This window comes from Cellulosimicrobium composti, assembly GCF_009711085.1.
GTDB lineage: Bacteria > Actinomycetota > Actinomycetes > Actinomycetales > Cellulomonadaceae > Cellulosimicrobium > Cellulosimicrobium composti.
Map to the genome: position 1 here is coordinate 1 of NZ_WMKA01000015.1, position 21796 is coordinate 21796.

20 protein-coding genes are annotated in these 21796 nt (G+C 75.9%); 16 read left to right on the forward strand and 4 right to left on the reverse strand.

Annotation, left to right across the window (positions count from 1 at the left end):
* Positions 1-86 precede the first annotated feature (86 nt).
* On the reverse strand, positions 87-848 hold the full coding sequence (locus tag GJV82_RS19410) for a hypothetical protein (protein ID WP_196217210.1): 762 nt from the start codon (positions 846-848) through the stop codon (positions 87-89).
* A gap of 180 nt (positions 849-1028) precedes the next feature.
* On the opposite strand from GJV82_RS19410, the gene GJV82_RS08470 reads away from it, so the two are divergent.
* The 14 genes from GJV82_RS08470 (at position 1029) to GJV82_RS08535 (ending at position 16439) form a co-directional block, all read left to right on the forward strand.
* Positions 1029-1808, forward strand: coding sequence for a tetratricopeptide repeat protein (locus tag GJV82_RS08470; RefSeq protein ID WP_225873218.1), 780 nt, complete (start codon positions 1029-1031; stop codon positions 1806-1808).
* Positions 1805-2827, forward strand: a complete 1023-nt coding sequence (locus tag GJV82_RS08475; RefSeq protein ID WP_318657435.1) for an HAD-IIA family hydrolase — start codon at positions 1805-1807, stop codon at positions 2825-2827. The genes GJV82_RS08470 and GJV82_RS08475 overlap by 4 nt, the downstream gene beginning before the upstream one ends.
* A gap of 136 nt (positions 2828-2963) precedes the next feature.
* Positions 2964-3167 (forward strand): hypothetical protein, encoded by a 204-nt coding sequence (locus GJV82_RS08480; protein ID WP_024839484.1) that lies wholly within the window; start codon positions 2964-2966, stop codon positions 3165-3167.
* Between the two features lie 2 nt (positions 3168-3169).
* Complete coding sequence (locus tag GJV82_RS08485; protein WP_318657436.1) at positions 3170-4195, forward strand: TlyA family RNA methyltransferase; 1026 nt, start codon at positions 3170-3172, stop codon at positions 4193-4195.
* Positions 4192-5178 carry an NAD kinase gene (locus GJV82_RS08490; RefSeq protein ID WP_318657437.1) on the forward strand — a complete coding sequence of 329 codons (987 nt, stop codon included), beginning with the start codon at positions 4192-4194 and terminating at the stop codon, positions 5176-5178. The genes GJV82_RS08485 and GJV82_RS08490 overlap by 4 nt, the downstream gene beginning before the upstream one ends.
* Positions 5179-5180: 2 nt before the next feature.
* On the forward strand, positions 5181-6923 hold the full coding sequence (gene recN, locus GJV82_RS08495; RefSeq protein WP_318657452.1) for a DNA repair protein RecN: 1743 nt from the start codon (positions 5181-5183) through the stop codon (positions 6921-6923).
* Positions 6924-6929: 6 nt separating this feature from the next.
* The gene (steA, locus tag GJV82_RS08500) at positions 6930-8117 is read left to right on the forward strand and encodes a putative cytokinetic ring protein SteA (RefSeq protein WP_024839488.1); all 1188 of its coding nucleotides are present in this window, start codon (positions 6930-6932) and stop codon (positions 8115-8117) included.
* 118 nt (positions 8118-8235) lie between these two features.
* Positions 8236-9300 carry a copper transporter gene (locus GJV82_RS08505; RefSeq protein WP_024839489.1) on the forward strand — a complete coding sequence of 355 codons (1065 nt, stop codon included), beginning with the start codon at positions 8236-8238 and terminating at the stop codon, positions 9298-9300.
* A gap of 10 nt (positions 9301-9310) precedes the next feature.
* Positions 9311-10141, forward strand: coding sequence for a hypothetical protein (locus GJV82_RS08510; protein ID WP_318657438.1), 831 nt, complete (start codon positions 9311-9313; stop codon positions 10139-10141).
* Positions 10138-11814 carry a murein biosynthesis integral membrane protein MurJ gene (gene murJ / locus GJV82_RS08515; RefSeq protein WP_318657439.1) on the forward strand — a complete coding sequence of 559 codons (1677 nt, stop codon included), beginning with the start codon at positions 10138-10140 and terminating at the stop codon, positions 11812-11814. Before GJV82_RS08510 ends, murJ begins: the two co-directional genes overlap by 4 nt.
* Positions 11815-11913: 99 nt before the next feature.
* Complete coding sequence (locus GJV82_RS08520; RefSeq protein ID WP_024839492.1) at positions 11914-13599, forward strand: CTP synthase; 1686 nt, start codon at positions 11914-11916, stop codon at positions 13597-13599.
* The gene (locus GJV82_RS08525; RefSeq protein WP_318657440.1) at positions 13600-14271 is read left to right on the forward strand and encodes an NUDIX hydrolase; all 672 of its coding nucleotides are present in this window, start codon (positions 13600-13602) and stop codon (positions 14269-14271) included. It begins immediately after the preceding gene.
* A gap of 59 nt (positions 14272-14330) precedes the next feature.
* The gene (locus GJV82_RS08530) at positions 14331-15203 is read left to right on the forward strand and encodes a formylglycine-generating enzyme family protein (protein ID WP_404812948.1); all 873 of its coding nucleotides are present in this window, start codon (positions 14331-14333) and stop codon (positions 15201-15203) included.
* 246 nt (positions 15204-15449) lie between these two features.
* On the forward strand, positions 15450-16439 hold the full coding sequence (locus tag GJV82_RS08535; protein WP_225873219.1) for a patatin-like phospholipase family protein: 990 nt from the start codon (positions 15450-15452) through the stop codon (positions 16437-16439).
* A gap of 40 nt (positions 16440-16479) precedes the next feature.
* Here GJV82_RS08535 and GJV82_RS08540 read toward each other — a convergent pair whose 3' ends face one another.
* The 3 genes from GJV82_RS08540 to GJV82_RS08550 form a co-directional block, all read right to left on the reverse strand.
* The gene (locus GJV82_RS08540) at positions 16480-17418 is read right to left on the reverse strand and encodes a COX15/CtaA family protein (protein ID WP_115942443.1); all 939 of its coding nucleotides are present in this window, start codon (positions 17416-17418) and stop codon (positions 16480-16482) included.
* A 67-nt stretch (positions 17419-17485) separates the two neighbouring features.
* Positions 17486-18286, reverse strand: coding sequence for an ABC transporter permease (locus tag GJV82_RS08545; protein WP_155098923.1), 801 nt, complete (start codon positions 18284-18286; stop codon positions 17486-17488).
* Positions 18283-19245 carry an ABC transporter ATP-binding protein gene (locus GJV82_RS08550; RefSeq protein ID WP_318657441.1) on the reverse strand — a complete coding sequence of 321 codons (963 nt, stop codon included), beginning with the start codon at positions 19243-19245 and terminating at the stop codon, positions 18283-18285. The genes GJV82_RS08545 and GJV82_RS08550 overlap by 4 nt, the downstream gene beginning before the upstream one ends.
* Positions 19246-19437: 192 nt before the next feature.
* On the opposite strand from GJV82_RS08550, the gene GJV82_RS08555 reads away from it, so the two are divergent.
* Positions 19438-20238, forward strand: coding sequence for a helix-turn-helix transcriptional regulator (locus GJV82_RS08555; protein ID WP_115942446.1), 801 nt, complete (start codon positions 19438-19440; stop codon positions 20236-20238).
* Positions 20239-20335: 97 nt separating this feature from the next.
* Positions 20336-21796, forward strand: a complete 1461-nt coding sequence (sufB, locus tag GJV82_RS08560) for a Fe-S cluster assembly protein SufB (protein ID WP_024839500.1) — start codon at positions 20336-20338, stop codon at positions 21794-21796.

Consider the following 21796-nt stretch of genomic DNA (forward strand, 5'->3'; position numbering starts at 1 on the left):
CCCCACACGGGGTGGGCCTTCGGCATTTCCACGACCAACCACCCAGGGCCCCGTCGGCCGCGGTGCGTTCGTCGCATCACGCGTCGTCACAGGCGCCCCGCCGCGTGCCCGAGCACGCTGGCGTGGGAAGATGGCCTGCGCAAACTCCAGAACGAGAGGGAACCCTCGTGAACGACAGCTCCCACGAGCCCGAGCCGGACCGTCCGCGGTCGGGCGACGACCGCGGCGGTCGACGCGACCAGGACGGTCGACGAGGCTCCGGCGACCAGCGTGGCGGGGGACATGGCCGGCCGTCCGGCGGTGACGCGTCGGGTGACCGTCGCCGCGGCGGTGACCAGCGCGGCGCGGGCGACCGGCGCGGGCGCGCGGAGGGCGGCTACCGGGACCGACCCGACCGTGGACGCCCGGGTTCGGACCGTGCCGAGCGCGGCCGTCCGGAGCGCGACCGTCGCGACGACCGTCGACCCGACCGCGGTCGCCCGGACGCGGACCGTCGTGACCGCGCCCGCGACACTCGTGACGGCTCCGGTCGGGATGCTGCCGGGCGCGGTCCGCGCCGCGAGCACGGTACCGACGGCCCGCGCCGCGAGCACGGCGGCGGGTACTCCCGTCGCGACCAGGGTGCGGGTCGCGGCGACCGTCCCGCGCGCCGTGACGACCGTCCCGCCCGTCGGGACGACCGGTGGTCGCGCGAGGGCGACCGCGACGGAGGTCAGCGGCGCGACGCGGAGCGGCCCGCGCGCTCGGGGGAGGGCGGCCGCGGGAGGTTCGACCGGGACGCGACGGACCGACGTCGTGGACCGGGCGGGCCGCGCGACGACCGTCGCGGGGGCGACCGGCGTGGGCACGCGCCGCGCGCCGGCGCGGGCCGGGACCGCGACGGGTTCGACCGCCGGCCGGAGCCCCGCCACCCGGCGGGCCCCGAGATCCCCGAGGACGTCCAGTTCTCCCAGCTCGACCGTGCGGCGCGAGGTCGGCTGCGGACGCTGAGCAAGGAGACGGCCGAGGTCGTCGGCCGCCACCTCGTGATGGCCGGCCGCCTCATCGACACCGATCCCGAGCTCGCGTACGAGCACGCGCAGGCCGCGGTGCGCCGCGCCGGCCGCGTCGACGTCGCGCGCGAGGCCGCGGGCCTGACCGCCTACCGCACGGGCCGCTACGCGGAGGCGCTGCGCGAGCTGCGCACGGTGCGCCGTCTCAACGGCTCGTCCGAGCACCTGCCGATCATGGCCGACTGCGAGCGGGGCCTCGGGCGCCCCGAGCGCGCGCTCGCGCTCGCGTCGTCCGACGAGGCTGCCACGCTCGACGACGTCGAGCGCACCGAGCTCGCGATCGTCGTGAGCGGGGCGCGCGTCGACCTCGGCGAGCTCGACGCCGCGCTCGCCGCTCTCGACCAGGTTCCCGCCGTCGGCACGCAGGGCGAGCTCGGGGCCCGCGTGCTCCAGGCGCGCGCCTCCGTGCTCGAGGTCGCCGGTCGGACCGAGGAGGCTGCGGAGATCCTGGCCGGCATCGACGCGAGCCTCCTCGCCGCGGCGCTCGGCGACGAGGACGACGACGTCGTGGTCTACGACCTGACGGAGGAGCTCGACGACCTGGAGGACGCCGAGGTCGACGGCGACGAGCCCGCCGTCGACGAGCCCGACGTCGACGAGCCCGACGTCGACGACTCCGACGACGCCGACGACGCGGAGGGCCCTGCCGAGGCGGACGGTGCCGACGTGGCCGACGAGGACGACGGTGCCGACGAGCAGGACGACGTCGACGCGGCGCCCGGCGCCGGGGAGCCGGCGGCGGAGGGCGAGCGGTGAGCGCCGGGCTGCTCGGGAGCGACGTCCCGCTCGCCGACCGGTACGACCTCGCGCTCGTCGACCTGGACGGTGTGGCCTACCGCGGCCACGAGCCGATCGATCACGCGTCCGCAAGTCTTACGGCGGCGCGCACGCGCGGCATGCGCCTGGTGTTCGTGACGAACAACGCGTCGCGCGAGCCGGGGTCGGTGGCGGAGCAGCTCTCGGGCCTCGACATCCCGACGCGCGCCGAGGAGGTCATGACGGCGGCGCAGGCGGCTGCGGCGCTCCTGCGGACGCGGCTCGAGCCGGGGGCGCGCGTGCTCGTGGTGGGCGGGGCGGGCCTCGTCACCGCGGTGCACGACGCGGGCTTCGTCATCGTCGAGAGCGCGGACGACGAGCCTGTGGCCGTCGCGCAGGGCTTCGCGCCGGAGCTCGGGTGGGCGCAGCTCGCCGAGGCGGCGTACGCGGTCGAGCGGGGTGCGTGGCACGTCGCGAGCAACCTCGACCTGTCGCTCCCGACGGCGCGCGGGTTCGCGCCGGGGAACGGCTCGCTGGTCGGCGCGGTGCGCGCCGCGACGGGCGTGGAGCCCGACAGCGCGGGCAAGCCGTCGCCGACGATGTACCGGCTCGCGATCGACCGCGCGGGGGCGAGCGCCCCGCTCGTCATCGGCGACCGGCTCGACACCGATCTCGCGGGGGCGCGCGCGGGCGGGTACCCCGGCCTGCACGTCCTCACGGGCGTGAGCACGGCGCGCGACGCGGTCATCGCGGAGCCGCACCTGCGCCCGCACTACGTGGGCGAGGACCTGCGCAGCCTCCTCGAGGCGCACCCGCTCCCGACGCGGAGCGCCGACGGCTGGTGGACGTGCGGCGACAGCGCGGCCCGCGTCGACGACGGCGCCCTGCGCCTCGACGTGCGTGGCACGGCCACGGTCGACACGGTGCGTGCCGCGGCGTCGGCCGCGTGGGCGTCGGCGGACGAGGGGCGTCCGGTCGACCCGGCGAGCGTCCCGGACCTTCCCGTCGGGACCCACTGAGCGGTCGCCGTCTCGCGACGCGACCGCGTCCCCGTGCGTGGACGCCGCGGCGCGTGGGTCGCACCCGGTAGCGTGGTCCGGGATGCCCGGGCGCAGCCCAGGGCGTGAGTTCGACGAGCCAGACAGGAGGCGTGCCATGACGGACGGTCCGCTGCGTCCCGTGCCCGGCCCACCGCGACCGCCGGCGGCTCCTGCCGACGCAGGCGCGGGCGACGGCACGCTCGAGGCCGTCCTCGCGCGCCTGGACGGCCTCGACGGGCTCGCGACCGCCGACCACGTGGGGGTGCTGCAGGCCGTGCACGACGCGCTGGTCGCCGAGCTCGCCCGCACCGAGGACTGAGCGTGGGCGAGCGCGAGAGCGCCCGCCTCGACGGCGAGCTGGTCCGGCGTGGCCTCGCGCGGTCGCGACGGCACGCGTCGGAGCTCGTGGCGGCCGGTCGGGTGACGCGGGACGGTCGCGTCCTGGCGAAGCCGTCGACCGCCGTCGCGCCGACCGACGTGCTCGAGGTGGCTCCGGACCCCGGCGACCCGGGCTACGCGTCGCGCGCGGGCTTCAAGCTCGCGGGCGTCCTCGACGCCCTGGCAGGGTCGGGCTCCGGGTCCGGCGCGGCGTCTCCCGTCGGGTTTCCGACCGTCCCCGACGGCGTCCTGCCGCGGGTCCCGGTCGTCGACGGCGCCCGGTGCCTCGACCTCGGTGCCTCGACGGGGGGGTTCACCGACGTGCTCCTGCGTCGCGGCGCGCGCGAGGTCGTCGCGGTCGACGTCGGGCACGACCAGCTCGTCCCCGCGCTGCGCGCCGACCCGCGCGTCGTCGTGCACGAGGGCCTCAACGTGCGCGAGCTGCGCCCCGAGCACGTCGGGGCGGCGCCCGACCTCGTGGTCGGCGACCTGTCGTTCATCTCGCTCGCGATGGTGCTGCCCGCGGTGGTGGGCGTGGTCGGTCCCGGCACGGACCTGCTGCTCCTCGTCAAGCCGCAGTTCGAGGTGGGCCGCGAGCGTCTCGGCAGCGGCGGGGTCGTGCGCGACCCGGCGCTGCACGTCGAGGTCGTGGTGGCCGTCGCCCGGCACGCCGCGGTGCTCGGCCTGCGAGCCGTCGCCGTCGTGCCGAGCCCCCTGCCGGGGCCGAGCGGGAACCGCGAGTACTTCTGGTGGCTGCGCGCGGGCGACCCCGGGCGCGCGGACGACGCGGTGCTCGACGACGCCGCGCTGGAGGACGCCGCCGCGGCGGCCGTGGCGTGGCATCCGTCGCCCGACGGCGGCCCGCCACCCGTCGTGCCGGTCAGACCCGCGACCTGGCCGCGGGACGCCGCACCCGGGACGCCCGCCCTCCCCACCCCCGACCGACCCCTGACTGGAGGAGCACCGTGACGCGACGCGTGCTGATCGTCACCCACGGCGGCCGCCCCGAGGCGGTCGTCGCGCTGCACGAGGCCGTCTCCGAGCTCGAGCGCGCCGGGTTCACCGTGACGCTGCACGACGACGACCTCGCGGAGTCCTTCGGCGACCACATGGCGCGCACGCGGGCGCGCGAGGGCGTCACGGAGTCCGAGGTCGTCATGGTGCTCGGCGGCGACGGCACGATCCTGCGCGCCGCCGAGCTCACGCACGGTACCGGCGTCCCGCTGCTCGGGGTGAACCTCGGGCACGTCGGGTTCCTCGCGGAGAGCGAGCGCGAGGACCTGCGCGCGGCCGTGGGCCGGCTCGCGGCGTACGACTACACGGTCGAGGAGCGCACGATCGTCGAGGTCCGCGCCTACCTGCCCGGGCAGGACGAGCCGCTCGTCGGCTGGGCGCTCAACGAGGCGACGGTCGAGAAGGCGCAGCGCGAGCGCATGATCGAGGTCGTCATCGGCGTCGACGGCCGCCCGTTGTCGTCGTTCGGGTGCGACGGCGTCATCACGGCGACGGCGACGGGGTCGACGGCGCACGCGTTCTCCGCGGGCGGTCCCGTCATGTGGCCGGAGGTCGACGCGGTGCTCGTCGTGCCGCTCGCGGCGCACGCCCTGTTCGCGCGGCCGCTCGTGGTCGGCCCGCGCTCGACGGTCACGGTCGACGTGCTGCCGGACTCCGCGTCGCCGGGCGTCCTCACGTGCGACGGCCGCCGGCGCATCGACCTGCCCAACGGCTCGCGCGTCGAGGTGCGCCGCTCGGACACGCCGCTGCGGCTCGCGCGTCTGAGCCCGGCGCCGTTCACCGACCGTCTGGTGTCGAAGTTCTCGCTGCCGGTCGTCGGCTGGCGCGAGCGCGCGGCGAGCGTCGCCGCGACGGCCGGGACCACGGCGGAGCGCGCGGCGTCCGCGCCGCCCGGTGCGACGCCGGACGACCGCGGGACCACGGACGAGGAGGAGTGAGCGTGCTCGAGGAGATCGCGATCGAGAACCTCGGTGTCATCCGGTCCGCCCGGGTGCCGGTGGGGTCGGGCCTGACCGTCATCACGGGCGAGACCGGCGCGGGCAAGACGATGGTCCTCACCGGGCTCGGCCTGCTCATGGGCGGCAAGGCCGACCCGGCCACGGTGCGGCCGGGCGCGTCGAGCGCCGTCGTCGAGGGTCGCGTGCGCGTCGCCGACCGGCCCGCGGTCGCCCGGCGCGTCGACGACGCGGGCGGCCAGGTGGACGACGACGGCACCGTGGTCATCCTGCGCACCGTCGCCGCGGAGGGCCGCTCGCGCGCGCACCTCGGCGGGCGCAGCGTCCCTCAGGGGGTGCTCGCGGAGATCGCCGACGACCTCGTCACGGTCCACGGGCAGTCGGACCAGCTGCGCCTGCGCACGGCGAGCCGGCAGCGCGCCGCGCTCGACGCGTTCGCGGGGCCCCAGCACGCCGAGCTGCTCGCCCAGTACCGCGACGCGTGGACCGAGCGGTCGGCGCTCCAGGCGGAGATCGAGGACATCGAGACGCGCGCGGGCGAGCGTGCCCGGGAGGCCGAGCTCCTGCGCCTCGGGCTCGCCGAGGTCGAGCGCGTGGCGCCGCAGCCGGGCGAGGACGTCGAGCTCACCGCGCTCGTGGCGCGGCTCGGGAACGTCGAGGAGCTGCGCGTCGCCGCGCAGCTCGCGCACGACGCCGTCGCGGGCGACGAGGCCGCGGAGCCGCAGGAGAACGCCGTCGTCGCGGTCGACCGCGCACGCCGGGCGCTCGAGTCGGTCGCCGGGACGGACCCCGTGCTCGGGCGGCTCGCCGAGCGGCTGGCGGAGGTGGGTTACGTGCTGGCCGACGTCGCGACGGAGATCTCGGGCTACGTCGAGGACCTCGCCGCGGACCCGGCCGGGCTCGAGAGCGCGCACGCGCGCCTCGCCGAGCTCGGGACGCTCACGCGCAGCTACGGCGAGACGGTCGACGACGTCCTCGCCTGGGCGAGCGACGCCGGGCTGCGGCTCCTCGACCTGGACGACGGCGGTGAGCGGCTCCAGGCCGCGACCGCGCGCCGCGACGAGCTCGACGCGGAGCTCGAGCGCCTCGGGACCGCGATCACCGCGTCGCGCGAGCGCGCCGCCGCCGAGCTCGCCGCCGCGGTGACCGACGAGCTCCGCGGGCTCGCGATGGGCGGGGCGAGCCTCGTCGTCGACGTCGAGCGCGCGGACGAGCCCGGGCCGTGGGGCGTCGACGTCGTGACGTTCTCGCTCGTCGCGCACGCGGGCGCCCCGGCGCGGCCGCTCGGCAAGGGCGCGTCGGGCGGTGAGCTCTCGCGCGTCATGCTCGCGATCGAGGTCGCGCTCGCGACGGCCGCCGTCGAGGGGACGGGCCAGGTGCTGCCGACGTTCGTGTTCGACGAGGTGGACGCCGGGGTCGGGGGCAAGGCGGCGGTCGAGGTCGGCCGCCGGCTCGCGTCGCTCGCGCGCCGCGCGCAGGTGGTCGTCGTGACGCACCTCGCGCAGGTCGCGGCGTTCGCGGACGTGCAGCTCGTCGTCACGAAGTCCTCGGGCGACGCGGACGGCGTGGACGACCCGGCGGCCGCCGTCACGGTCACGGGTGTGCGCGAGGTCACGGGGGAGGAGCGAGTCCGCGAGCTCGCGCGGATGCTCTCCGGCCAGGAGGACTCCGACGCGGCCCGCCGCCACGCGGTGGAGCTTCTGGAGTCGTCGGTCGTGGGACGATAGGGCACGATGAGACTCACTCTGCGCAAAGCCTCCCCGCCGGAGGCCGGGTCCGGCACGCTCGGCCCGGCCAAGGTCGACGCGCGCACGAAGGCCCTCACGAAGCGGCTGCAGCCGGGCGACGTCGCGGTGATCGACCACGTCGACATCGACCGCGTCGCGGCCGACGCGCTCGTGGCGGCCAGGCCGTCCGCCGTCCTCAACGCCGCCAAGTCCGTCTCGGGGCGCTACCCGAACCTCGGTCCGGACGTGCTCGTCGAGGCGGGCATCGTCCTCGTCGACGACCTCGGCCCCGCGATCATGGCGATCCCCGAGGGTCGCGACGTGCGGCTCGACGGCGGCAAGGTCTACCTCGGCGACGACCTCGTGGCCGAGGGCGTGCTGCAGAGCGAGGAGACCGTCGCGCGCAGCCTCGAGGAGGCGCGCGCCAACCTCTCGGTCGAGATCGAGTCGTTCGCCGAGAACACGATGAACTACCTGCGCCGCGAGCGTGACCTGCTGCTCGACGGCGTCGGCGTCCCGGACATCCGCACCCCGATCGACGGGCGCCAGGTGCTCATCGTCGTGCGCGGCTACCACTACCGCGAGGACCTCGCGACGCTGCGCCCCTACATCACCGAGTACCGGCCGGTCCTCATCGGCGTCGACGGCGGCGCCGACGCGATCCTCGACGCCGGCTGGAAGCCCGACATGATCGTGGGCGACATGGACTCCGTGTCCGACCGCGCGCTGAGCAGCGGCGCCGAGATCGTGGTGCACGCCTACCGCGACGGCAAGGCGCCGGGCCTGGAGCGGGTCCAGGCGCTCGGCGTCGAGCCCGTCGTCTTCCCGGCGACGGGCACGAGCGAGGACATCGCGATGCTCCTCGCGGACGACAAGGGCGCCGAGGTCATCGTCGCGGTCGGCACGCACGCGACGCTCGTCGAGTTCCTCGACAAGGGCCGCGCGGGCATGGCGAGCACGTTCCTCACGCGCCTGCGCGTCGGCGGCAAGCTCGTCGACGCGAAGGGCGTGTCGCGCCTGTACCGGCACCGCATCTCCAACCTGCAGCTCTGGCTCCTGTCCCTCGCGGGCCTCCTCGCCGTCGTCGCGGCGCTGTGGTCCACGGCCGCGGGCCAGACGTTCTTCGGGATCGTGGGCGCCCGGTTCGACGACCTGTGGTCGTGGATCGGTTCGCTCTTCTCCGGCGGGGGCTGACCGGGCCGGGCCGCCGTCGGCCCGAGCGGTCGCCCCCCGCCGTGCCCGCCCCGCGTCCGTCGCGGACCCCTGACCTTGCCAGCACGCAGCAGCTCGAACCGAAGGACACCACCGCACAGTGATCGACTTCAGGTACCACATCGTCTCGTTGATCTCGGTCTTCCTGGCCCTCGCCGTCGGCATCATCCTCGGCGCCGGGCCGCTCCAGGGCGCGATCGGCGACCAGCTCACGGGGCAGGTCGAGCAGCTGCGCACCGAGCGCAACGACCTGCGCGACCAGCTCGACCGGGCCAACGTCACGCTGGGCGACGACGCGCGGTACATCGAGGCCGCCGGGCCGCAGCTCGTCGCGGGCTCCCTGCAGGACCGCCGCGTCGCCGTCGTCGACCTGGACGGGGCCGACCGCGAGCGGGACGACGCGATCACCGAGCAGCTCGAGACGGCCGGCGCGGCCGTCGTCGGGCACGTCCGCCTCACCGACGCGTGGACGAGCCAGGACGAGGAGAGCGCCCGCCAGACCGTGGCCGAGGGTCTCGGCGACAAGCTGGGCGAGATGCCGCAGGACGCCACGCCCGAGCAGCGGCTGTCGCGCGCGCTCGCGCTCGCGCTGACGGGCTCGACGCCCGCGAGCTCCGAGGAGCGCAGCCCGGAGGCGATCGAGCTCGAGGCCCTGCTCGAGCGCTTCGCGCTCGTCGACGTCGTCACGGAGCAGACCTTCCCGGCGGACGTCGTGCTCCTCCTGGGCGGACCGGCGCCCGAGCAGGCGGCGCCGACCGGGGAGGAGGGCGAGGAGGCTCCCGCCCCGGACACGTACGTCGTCGACATCGAGGTCCAGGTCGCGGTCGCCGCGCAGGAGGTCGCCGAGGCCGCGCTCGTCGCCGGCCCGACCGCCGTCTCCGGCGACGTCGTCTCGACGATCCGCGCGAACGAGGACCTCGCGTCGACCCTGTCGACGGTGAGCGGCGTCGAGGGGGAGCCGGGCCGGATCAACGTCCCGCTCGCGCTCGCGGCCCGCGTCGCGGGCGAGGTCGGCCAGTTCGGCTTCGAGGAGAGCGCGACGGCGGTCCTCCCGCCCGCGGTCGAGCTCCCGCCCGTCACGCGCACGACGGCGTCCGACACGGGCACGCCGACCTCGGGCGACGCGGACGTCGAGCAGACCGACGCCGACGCGGGGGAGGGCTGACGTGGCGCGCGTGCTGCGCACGCTCCTGGCCGCCGGGGTCTCCGCCGCGGTGACGACGGCGGCGCGCCGCGCCACGGCGTCGAACCCGCCGGGCGGCGCCGAGCGGTGGACGCGCACGAACCACCGGGGCGAGCCCATCAGCCTGCTGGAGGGCCCGGCCGTCGCGGCGGGCCTCGTCGCCGCGACCCTCGCGACGGGCGGTGACGCCCGCACGCGCGGCGCCGTGGCGCTCGCGACGGCGAGCGCGGGCACCTTCGGGCTCGTCGACGACCTCGCGGAGGACACCTCGACGCGCACCAAGGGCCTGCGCGGCCACCTCGGCGCGCTGGCCGAGGGTCGTGTCACGACGGGCGCGATGAAGGTCCTCGGGATCAGCGGCGTCTCGCTCGTCGCGGCCGCGATCGGCACGCGGCGCACGGGCGGCGCGTTCGCCCACCTCGTGGACGTCGGGGTCAACGGTGCGCTCGTGGCCGGCACCGCGAACCTGCTCAACCTTCTCGACCTGCGCCCCGGGCGCGCGCTCAAGGCCGCCGGGGCGGCGTCCGCGCCGTTCCTCGCGACGTCCGCGGCTCCCACCACGGGCGCGGTCCTCGGCGCTGCCGCCGCGGCCGCCCCGGGTGACCTGGGCGAGCGCGACATGCTGGGCGACTGCGGCGCCAACGCGCTCGGCGCCGCGCTCGGCTCGCAGGTCGCGTTCGCCGCGCCCCGTGCGGTGCGCTGGCTCGCGCTCGCGGGCGTCGTCGGGCTGACCCTCGCGAGCGAGAAGGTGAGCTTCTCGACGGTCATCGACGGCAACGACGTGCTGCGGCGCGTGGACTCGTGGGGCCGGCGCCCGGCGTGAGCGGGCGTGCCGGGCGGCTGCGCGCCGCCACGGGCACGCTGGCGGGTGCCGCCGCGATGATCACGCTCGTGACGATCGCGAGCCGCCTCGTCGGGTTCGCGCGGTCGCTCGTGCAGTCCGCGGCGGTCGGCACGGAGGGCGTCGGGTCTGCGTTCACCGCGGCGAACCTCCTGCCCAACGTCCTGTTCGAGGTCGCCGCGGGCGGTGCCCTCGCGGGGTCGGTCGTCCCGCTCCTCGCCGCCCCCATCGCGCGGCGCGCGGGCACCGAGGTGTCCCGCGTCGCGTCGGCGCTCCTCGGGTGGACGCTCGTCGTGCTCGTCCCGCTGGGCGCCCTCCTCGCGCTCCTCGCCCAGCCGATCGCGACCGTGCTCATGGCGTCGAAGCACCCGGAGCTCGTGGACGTCACCGCCACGTTCGTGCGCGTGTTCGCGCTCCAGGTCCCGCTCTACGGCCTCGCCGTCGTCCTCGGCAGCATCCTGCAGGCGCACAAGCGCTTCTTCTGGCAGGCGTTCTCGCCGCTGCTGTCGAGCCTCGCCGTGATCGCGGTGTTCCTCGTGTTCGCCGGCCTGGCCGACGGGGACCAGAAGGACGTCGCGGCGCTCTCGGGCGAGGCGATCGCGTGGCTCGGCTGGGGGACCACCGCGGGCGTCGCCGTCCTCGCGCTCCCGCTCGTCCTGCCCGTGCGCCGGCTGGGCGTGCGGCTGCGGCCCACGCTGCGGTTCCCCGGCGGCGAGGCGGTGCGCGCCCGCAACCTCGCGTTCGCGGGGATCGGCGCGCTCGTCGCGCAGCAGCTCTCGGTCCTCGCGATCATGGGCGCCGCCTACGGGTTCGGGCCCGAGCAGACGTTCCCGACCTACTGGTACGCGCAGCAGGTGTACCTCCTGCCGTACGCGGTGCTCGCCTTCCCGCTCGCGACGAGCACGTTCCCGCGCCTCGCGGAGCACGTGGCCCACGCGCGCCACGACGCCTACCGGCGCCTGCTCGCCGCGACGACGCGGACGCTCCTCGTCGTCGCGGGCCTGGGCGTGGCGGCCCTCGTCGCGGCCTCCGCGGCGGTCGAGGTGGTGTTCGCCGAGATCGCCACCGGCTCGGTGGCGGGCCTGGGGGGCGCGGTCGCGGGCATGGCCGTCGGCATCGTCGGGTTCTCGCTGATCCTCCACCTGTCGCGTGCGCTGTACACGATCGACCGGCAGCGCGTCGCCGTCGTCGTGACCGCGGCAGGGTGGCTCGTCGTCGCGGCGACCGCGTACGTCCTGCCCCTGGTGACCGGCGTCCGCGACCAGGCCGGGGTCCTGCTCCAGCTCGGGCTCGCGACGACCGTCGGCATGTCCGTCGCCGGGGCGGGGCTCCTCGTCGCGACGCGGCGGTACGCCGGGCCGGAGGCGACGCACGGCGTGCCGCGCACGCTCGCGGTCGTCGCCGTGGGCGTCGCGCTCGGCGCGCTCGCGGGCTCGGCGCTCTCGGGCGCACTCCTGCCCGACGACGCGGGCTGGCTGCCGGCGGTCGGCGTCGGGGCGCTGGCCGCGCTCGTGGCGGGCGCCGTCGTCGTCGGCGTGTCGCTCGTGGGCGACCGTGCCGCGCTGCTCGGCGTCCTGCGCCGCGGCGCCCCGGTCTCCGGCGCGGCACCCGCTCCCACCACGGACGACGCCCCGGACGGGCCGTCCGACCGGTGACGCGCGCCCTCGGGCGCCGGCTCGTCGCGGGCCCGGTGTGAGCGGACCGACCCCGCGGCCCGCGTGCCGTCGGCGGGCTCGCTGTTAGGATGGAGTTCCGTGGCAGATCACCTGAACCGGCCCTCCTCCCGACTCAACGCCTCGGGCGCTCGCTCCGAGCACCGCACCGCGCACGTCTTCGTCACCGGCGGCGTCGCCTCCTCGCTCGGCAAGGGCCTCACGGCATCCAGCCTCGGTCGTCTGCTCCGCTCGCGCGGCCTGCGCGTCACCATGCAGAAGCTCGACCCGTACCTCAACGTGGACCCGGGCACGATGAACCCGTTCCAGCACGGCGAGGTCTTCGTCACCGAGGACGGCGCCGAGACGGACCTCGACATCGGCCACTACGAGCGCTTCCTCGACGTCGACCTCGAGGCCTCCGCGAACGTCACGACCGGCCAGGTCTACTCCCAGGTCATCGCGCGCGAGCGGCGCGGCGAGTACCTCGGCGACACGGTCCAGGTCATCCCGCACATCACCGACGAGATCAAGGCGCGCATGCGCGCGCAGGCCGGTGAGGACGTCGACGTCATCATCACCGAGATCGGCGGCACCGTCGGCGACATCGAGTCCCAGCCGTTCCTCGAGGCGGCCCGCCAGGTGCGCCACGAGCTCGGCCGCGACGACGTGTTCTTCCTGCACGTCTCGCTCGTGCCGTACATCGGCCCGTCGGGCGAGCTCAAGACGAAGCCCACGCAGCACTCGGTCGCCGCGCTGCGCTCCATCGGCATCCAGCCCGACGCGATCGTGCTGCGCGCGGACCGCGTCGTGCCCGACCCGGTGAAGCGCAAGATCGCGCTCATGTGCGACGTGGACAACGAGGCCGTCGTCAACGCGGTCGACGCGCCGAGCATCTACGACATCCCGCGCGTGCTGCACTCCGAGGGCCTCGACGCCTACGTCGTGCGCCGCCTCGGCCTGCCGTTCCACGACGTCGACTGGGACGGGTGGAGCCAGCTCCTCGAGCGGGTGCACCAGCCCGCCCACCGGGTCGAGGTCGCGCTCGTCGGCAAGTACATCGACCTGCCCGACGCCTACCTCTCGGTCACGGAGGCGCTGCGTGCCGGCGGGTTCGCGAACGACGCGAAGGTCACGATCCGCTGGGTCGCGTCCGACGAGTGCCAGACGCCCGAGGGCGCGGACGACGCGCTGAGCGGCGTGGACGCGGTTCTCGTGCCGGGCGGGTTCGGCGTGCGCGGCATCGAGGGCAAGCTCGGCGCGCTGCGCTGGGCGCGCGAGAGCAAGGTGCCGACCCTCGGCATCTGCCTCGGCCTGCAGTCGATGGTCATCGAGTACGCGCGCAACGTGCTCGGCATCGAGGACGCGTCGTCGACCGAGTTCCACCCGTCGACGTCGCACCCCGTGATCGCGACGATGGAGGAGCAGCTCGCGATCGTGGGCGGCGAGGGCGACCTCGGCGGTACGATGCGCCTCGGCTCCTACGAGGCGGCGCTGACCCCCGGCTCGGTCGTCGCGAAGACGTACGGGTCGGAGCGCGTCTCCGAGCGGCACCGCCACCGCTACGAGGTGAACAACGCCTACCGCGCGCAGCTCGAGGAGGCGGGCCTCGTGATCAGCGGGACCTCGCCCGACTCGTCGCTCGTCGAGTTCGTCGAGCTGCCCGCGGACGTCCACCCGTACTACGTGAGCACCCAGGCGCACCCGGAGTTCAAGTCGCGCCCGACGCGCTCGCACCCGCTCTTCACCGGCCTCATCGGCGCCGCGCTCGAGAACCAGGCCGACTGAGTGGCCGCCGAGCCGGGCGCGGGCGAGCCGCGCCCCGCGCCGGAGGGCGCGCCCGTCGTCGACGTTCTCGCGCCGCGCCCGGTCGTCGAGACGGCGGTCGTGCACGCCGGTCGGGTGTTCGACCTGCGCTCGGACGTCGTCGACCTCGGCGACGGCGGGACCGTCACGCGCGAGTACCTCGACCACCCCGGGGCGGTCGCGATCGTCGCGCTCGACGACGACGAGCGCGTGCTCCTGCTGCGCCAGTACCGGCACCCGGTCCGGCGCGAGCTGTGGGAGGTGCCCGCCGGCCTGCTCGACGTCGTGGGCGAGGACGGCCAGGTCGCGGCGGCCCGCGAGCTCGCCGAGGAGGCGGACCTGCGGGCGGCGCGCTGGGACGTGCTCGTGGACTACTTCACGACGCCGGGCGGCTCGAACGAGGCGCTGCGCGTGTTCCTCGCGCGCGACCTCTCGCCGGTCCCGGAGGCGGGCCGGTTCGAGCGGGAGGCGGAGGAGCTCGACATGGAGCTGCGCTGGGTGCCGCTCGACGAGGCGGTGGGCAAGGTCCTGCGGGGGGAGCTGCACAACCCCTCGGCCGTCGTCGGGATCCTCGCGGCCGCGGCGTCGCGCGCGGACGGCTGGGCGTCGCTGCGCCCCGCCGACGCGCCGTGGCCGGTGCGCCGCGGCGGCTGACGCCCGGGCGGGGCGGGTCCGGTGATCGGTCCGCCGCGCCCTCGGGTAGCGTCCCGGACGTGGACGTGGACGTGACCCTGCCCGAGCTCCGCCTCGTCCCGGCGGGCCGGATCGACGCCGTCGACGCGCGCACCCGGACGAGGCGCAGCATCTCCCTGGAGTCGTTCCACGTCGCCCGCACGCCGGTGACCGCCGGGCAGTACGCGGCCGTGCTCGCCGCCGACCCGGCGCGGCCGCGCCCCCGGGTCGCGCCGCCGACCGGCGGGCGGGCGGGTCGCTCCGGGGCCGGCCAGGACCGGACGCCCCGGGAGCCGGACGACGTCCCCGTGCACGGCGTGACGTGGTTCGAGGCGGTGCGGTGGTGCAACGCGGCGTCCCGGGTCGCGGGCCTCGACCCCGCGTACCGCGTCGAGGACCGGACCGTGCGGTGGGACGTCCGCTCGGCCGGCTACCGCCTCGCGACCGAGGCCGAGTGGGAGCACGCGTGCCGCGCGGGGACGCGCGGCGCGCACCACGGCCCGCTCGGCGCGGTGGCGTGGACCGCGGAGGACGACCTGGACGGGCCGCGACCCGTCGCGGAGCGCCTGCCCAACGCGTTCGGCCTCCACGACATGCTCGGCAACGTCTGGGAGTGGTGCTGGGACTACGCCGACACGGCCCGCTACGGCGAGTACCGCAGCCTGCGCGGCGGGGGCTGGGCGGACCGGGCGTGGAGCGTGCGCGCGGGGGTGCGTCGGGCGAGCGCGCCGGACGCGCGGATCGAGGACGTCGGGTTCCGTGTCGCGCGGGGCGCCGTGGGGGAGGCCGGGGTCCCGGCGGCGCAGGGGTGGTCGGACGCCGCGGACCGGGACCGAGCCCGGGTGGCCGGCCTCCTGCCCCTCGGGTGGACGCCGCTGGCGTTCGACGAGCCCGGGACGCCCTCGGACCGGTGACCTCGCCGGCACCCGAGCCGGACGCTGCCGCGCCGCCTCCGCACCGCCCGGGTCGTTCGGGGTGGAAAACCCTTGCGGCGGGCGAGTGCCGGAGTGCTAGCGTCGACGGCGATCGTGATCCGAGCGGAGGAGGTGAGTCCCGTGCACGCTGTGTCCGTACCGGGCGCTCCCTCGCTGCCCACGATCGCGCGACGACCGTAGTCGTCATCGGGAGCGCTCGCCGCGCGATCGCGAGAGGCGACTCCGATGACCACCAGCACCCCACCTCCTTCTCCCGCAGGACCTTTCGCGGCGTCTCGGCCGCTCCCCGGCCCGACGGACCCCGCTCCCGCACCCGCCCCGACGGACCCCGCGCCCGCCCCGACGACGGGCGGACGCTCCCTCGTGCTCGGGGGAGGGGGGTCCACCGGCAACGCGTGGCTGATCGGCGTCGTCGCCGGCCTGGCCGACGCGGAGGTCGACGTGACCGCCGACCTCACGGTCGGGACCTCGGCCGGGTCGACGGCGGCGGCGCAGCTCGCGGGGGTGACGGCCGCGGAGCTGTACGCCGCGGCACTGGTCCCACCGCCCGTGCGGACGGCCGGCCCGGGACGGGCCGACGACCGCACGCGCCAGGCGGCCGAGCAGATGGCGCGGACGGCCGCGCTCGTCGTGGGTGCCCGGGACGCGGCCGACATGCGGCGCCGGATCGGGGCGGCGGCGCTCGCGCTGCCGGCGTCGTCGGACGAGTCCGCGCGCGCCCGGTGGCGGGCGACCGTCGCCGCGCGCCTGCCGAGCCCGTCCTGGCCGCAGCGGCCCGTCCTGCTCACCGCGGTCGACGCGCGCTCGGGAGAGCCGGTCGTCCTCGACCGGCACAGCGGGGTCGACCTCGTCGACGCCGTCGCGGCGAGCTGCGCGAGCGCCTTCGCCTACCGGATCGGGGACGAGAGGTACGTCGACGGCGGCTACCGGCGCGGCGAGAACGCCGACCTCGCCGCAGGCAGTCGGCGGGTGCTGGTGCTGGCGCCGTTCGGGGGCGGGACGCGCGCACCGCGGGCCTGGGGGCTGCACCTGGCGGCGCAGGTCGACGAGCTCCGTGCCCGCGGGAGCGCGGTGGAGGTGGTCGTGCCGGGTGCCGCTGCGGACCACCTGTTCGGACCGCAGGCCATGGACCTGACGCTGCGTCCGGAGGCCGCCCGCGCGCGACACGCCCGGGGCACGGCGCTCGCGGAGCGCGTCGCCGCGTTCTGGAACTGACGTCGCGCGGGGCCCGGGCCGCGCAGGTCCGGGCCCCGCCCTACGCGCGCGTGCGGGTCGTGAGGACGACGCGCGTCGAGCCCGCGACGAGGAGGGCCGAGCCGAGCATGTGGAGGCCGACGAGCAGCTCCGGGAGGCCCGTGAAGTACTGGACGTAGCCGATGAGGCCCTGCCCGAGCGTGATCGCGAGGAGGATCCACGCGGCGCGGCGCACCTCGCGCGGCCCGCGGCGCACGCTCACCAGGTAGGCGACGAGGACGGCCACGAACACCCACACCGCCCATGCGTGGATCTTGCTCATGAGCACCGGGTCGACGGCGAAGCGGTAGCCGACCTCCTCGTCGCCGCTGTGCGGCCCCGACCCGGTGACGATCACGCCGAGCACCACGACGAGCGCCGTGAGGCCGTAGAGGACCCACGCGAGCGTGCGCGAGCGCGGCTCGACGGCCGGGACGGGCGCGCCGTCGCCCTCGCCCGAGCGGTGCAGCAGGAGCAGCGAGACCGCCACGAGCGCCGCGGAGACCACGAAGTGCAGCGACACCCAGCCCGGGTGCAGGTGCAGCAGGACGATGACGCCGCCGATGACCGCCTGGGCCGCCACGCCGAGCAGCGGGACGGCGCCGAGGAGCCGGTACGACAGCGCGCGCGAGCGGTCGGTCCACACGAGCACGAGGGTCGCGAGCGCGACGACGCTCAGCACGCCGGTGAGCGTGCGGTTCCCGAACTCCACGAACTGGTGGTACGTCGTCTCCGGGTGGAACTGGGCGGCGAACTGCCCGGGCTCGCACTGCGGCCACGTCGAGCACCCGAGGCCCGAGCCCGTGAGCCGCACCGCGCCGCCGGTGACGATGATGCCGATCTGGGCGACGAGGTTCGCCACGAGCACGGGCCGCGTCCAGCGGCGCAGCGGTGCGAGCCGGTCCGGCCGGCCGGTGCGGTCGTCGGTGGCGGGGTCGAGCGCGGGGGACGGGGTGCTCACGGTCCCACGGTATCCGGGCGGGTCGCCCGGCCCGGAATCCTGCGGGTGTGAGATGCGTCGGGAGGTCTCAGGTCCAGCGGAAGAGCCTGCCCGCGCCCGAGCCGAGCGCGGCCGTCCAGCCGAGCAGCACGACGACCGAGAACGGCGGGACCGCGCCGTCGAGCAGCGCCCCGCGCATCGCCTCGCCGAGCGCGCCGGACGGCAGCAGGAGCGCGACCTGCTCGAGCGGCCCGGGGAGCTGGTCCGCCGGGACGAGCACGCCGCCACCGACCGTGAGCAGCACGAGCACGAGGTTCGCGACCGCGAGGACGCCCTCGGCGCGCAGCGTGCCCGCGAGGAGCATCGCGAGCGACGTGAACGCGGCCGTGCCGAGCAGCACGGCGAGCAGCGCCGCGGGGATGCCCGCCGGGTCGGGGCGCCACCCGAGCGCGAGCGCGACGCCCGAGATCACGACGACCTGCACGACCTCGACCGCGAGGACGCCGAGCACCTTGCCCGCGAGCAGCCCGCCGCGCCCCAGCGGCGTGGTCGACATGAGACGCAGGACGCCGTTGCGGCGGTCGAACGCCGTCGCGATCGCCTGGGACGTGAACGCCGTCGACATCACGGCGAGCGCGAGCACGCCCGGCGTCACGAAGTCGACGCGTGACGCGCCGCCCGTGTCGAGGTCCACGAACGACGTCAGCACGAGGCCGAGCAGGAGCATGACGGGCAGGATCACGGTCACGAGGAGCTGCTCGCCGTTGCGCAGGATCATGCGCGTCTCGAACCCGGTCTGCGCGACGACGCGGCGCCACGCGGGCGCGGCGAGGTCGGCGGCAGGGCCCTGGGTGCCGGGCGCGGCCGGCGTGGTCGGGGTCGCGCTCATCGCAGGTGCCGTCCCGTGAGGTCGAGGAACACGTCCTCGAGCGTGCGGCGGCCCACCGTGACGCGCGCGGCGAGGACGCCGCGCGCGGCGAGCCACGTCGTCAGAGTCACGAGCGTCGCGGGGTCGGCCGGGCCGGTGAGGGCGTACGCGCCGGGCTGCGGCTCGGCGACCGTCCACACGCCGTGCGTGCCGTCGGGCACGTCGGACCCGGCGCCGAGCGCGTCGCGCAGCCCGTCGAGGTCGAGCCCGGGCGCCGCCTCGAACCGGACCGTGCGGTCGGCCGTGCCGTCGGCGCCGGTCTCCAGCAGCGCGCGCGTCGCTCCCGCCGCGATGACCTTCCCGTGGTCGACGACGTAGACCCGGTCGGCGAGGTCCTCCGCCTCGTCCATGAGGTGCGTCGTGAGGACGATCCCCACGCCCTCGGCCCGCAGCTCGCGCACGAGCTCCCACACGGCGTGCCGGCTCTGCGGGTCCATGCCCGCGCTCGGCTCGTCGAGGAACACGACCTCGGGCCGGCCCACGATCGCGGCGGCGAGCGCGAGCCGCTGACGCTGCCCGCCCGACAGGCGCCGCACCGTGGTGCGCGCGAAGCTCGCGAGCCCCAGGCGCTCGGTGAGCTCGCCGACGTCGCGCGGCCGGGCGTACATGGACGCGACGTGCCGCAGCATCTCGAGCGCGCGCACGCCCGTGGGCAGGCCGCCGTCCTGGAGCATGACGCCGACGCGCGGGCGGAGCTCGCGCGCGTCGGCCAGCGGGTCGAGGCCGAGCACGCGCACGCTTCCCGCGTCGGGGGAGCGCAGGCCCTCGCAGCACTCGACCGTCGTGGTCTTGCCCGCGCCGTTGGGCCCGAGCACGGCGGTGATCGCGCCGCGCTCGGCGGCGAGGCTCACGCCGTCGACGACGGCACGACCGTCGTAGCGCTTGACGAGGTCGTGCACGAGCACGGCGGGGGCGGGCACCCGGCGATTCTAGGGGGAGGGCGCGCACCACCCGGGACCCGCACGACCGGCGTCGCGCGGGTGTCGCGTACGCCACACCGGGCCCCGTCTGAGGGTCGCCTTGCTTGCGCCGGAGCAATTAGGGAACAACCATGTTGTCTATATCGGAGACGCTGCGCGTTCGCGCGTGCCCGTGAGCGAGAGGAGGGGAGCATGACAGCAGGAGCGGTCCGGCCGCAGGTACCGGCCTCCGTCGCGCCCGCCGGCGCTCCCCCCGCGACCCCCGCCGCGGACGCGGACCGGCGCACGCGCGAGCGCGTGCTCGAGCTCGTCGCCAGCGAGGGGCCCGTCAGCGCGGCCGACCTCGCCGCGCGGCTCGGGCTCACCCCCGCCGCCGTCCGGCGTCACCTCGCCCTCCTCGAGGACGACGACCTCGTCGCCGTGCACGACGCCGGGCACCCCACCGGGATGCGCGGGCGCCCGGCACGGCGCTACGTGACGACGCCGGCCGGGCAGGGCGCGCTGAGCGGCACCTACGCCGACCTCGCGACCCAGGCGCTGCGGTACCTGCGCGACGTCGCCGGGGACGGCGCCGTCGAGCGGTTCGCGCAGGCCCGGCTCGCCGAGCTCGCCGACCGCTACGCCGGCCGCCTCGACGCCGACGACGTCGAGGGCCGCGCCGAGCAGCTCGCCGCGGCGCTCGCGGACGACGGCTACGCGGCGAGCGTGCGCCCCGTCCCCGGCACCTCCGCGATCCAGCTGTGCCAGGGCCACTGCCCGGTGCAGCACGTCGCGGAGGAGTTCCCCCAGCTGTGCGAGGCGGAGGCCCAGGTCTTCGCCCGGCTGCTCGGCTCGCACGTGCAGCGGCTCGCGACCCTCGCGACCGGTGCGCACGCGTGCACGACCAACGTCCCCGTGGGCGTGGCCGTCCCGGTTCCCGCACCTCGTGCGGCCCGGCCGCCCGCGGACCACGACGTCCGGGCGCGGGGGCGTCCGACGTCGGGCGAGACGTGACCCGGAGGGCGGCTCGCCGCCCTGCCCGCACGACACCCCCCGAACCCCCAGTACCGACTGCCCCCGCCCGCACACGACGGACAGTGGAAGGACGACCATGAGCGCTCCCACCCAGGACGCCGCCGGCACGGCCCAGCCGACCGGCGAGAAGCAGACCGACGACGAGATCATCGCCTCGATCGGCGCGTACGAGTACGGCTGGCACGACAGCGACGCCGCCGGCATGTCCGCGCAGCGCGGCCTCTCCGAGGACGTCGTGCGCAACATCTCCGCGCTGAAGAACGAGCCGGAGTGGATGCTGAACCAGCGCCTCAAGGCGCTGCGCCTGTTCGGCAAGAAGCCCATGCCGAGCTGGGGCTCCGACCTCTCCGGCATCGACTTCGACAACATCAAGTACTTCGTGCGCTCGACGGAGAAGCAGGCGACGAGCTGGGACGAGCTCCCCGAGGACATCAAGGCGACGTACGACAAGCTCGGCATCCCGGAGGCGGAGAAGCAGCGCCTCGTCGCGGGCGTCGCGGCCCAGTACGAGTCCGAGGTCGTCTACCACCAGATCCGTGAGGACCTCGAGGCGCAGGGCGTCATCTTCGTCGACACCGACACGGGCCTGCGCGACTACCCCGAGCTCTTCCAGGAGTACTTCGGCACCGTCATCCCCGCGGGCGACAACAAGTTCGCGGCGCTCAACTCGGCCGTGTGGTCGGGCGGGTCGTTCGTCTACGTGCCGCCGGGCGTGCACGTCGAGATCCCGCTGCAGGCCTACTTCCGCATCAACACGGAGAACATGGGCCAGTTCGAGCGGACGCTGATCATCGCGGACGAGGGCTCGTACGTGCACTACGTCGAGGGCTGCACCGCGCCGATCTACTCGTCCGACTCGCTGCACTCCGCGGTCGTCGAGATCGTCGTCAAGAAGAACGCGCGCGTGCGCTACACGACGATCCAGAACTGGTCGAACAACGTCTACAACCTCGTGACCAAGCGGGCGACCGCGGCCGAGGGCGCGACGATGGAGTGGGTCGACGGCAACATCGGCTCCAAGGTCACCATGAAGTACCCGGCGATCTACCTCCTCGGCGAGCACGCGCGCGGCGAGACGCTGTCGATCGCGTTCGCGGGCGAGGGCCAGCACCAGGACGCCGGCGCCAAGATGGTCCACGCGGCGCCGCACACGTCGTCGTCGATCGTCTCGAAGTCGGTCGCGCGCGGCGGTGGCCGCACGTCCTACCGCGGCCTGGTCCAGGTGCTCGAGGGCGCCTCGCACTCGGCCTCGACCGTGCTGTGCGACGCGCTGCTCGTCGACCAGATCTCCCGGTCCGACACCTACCCGTACGTCGACGTCCGCGAGGACGACGTGTCCATGGGGCACGAGGCGACGGTCTCGCGGGTGAGCGAGGACCAGCTGTTCTACCTCATGTCCCGAGGCATGGAGGAGACCGAGGCGATGGCCATGATCGTGCGCGGGTTCGTCGAGCCCATCGCGCGCGAGCTGCCCATGGAGTACGCGCTCGAGCTCAACCGCCTCATCGAGCTGCAGATGGAAGGGTCCGTCGGCTGA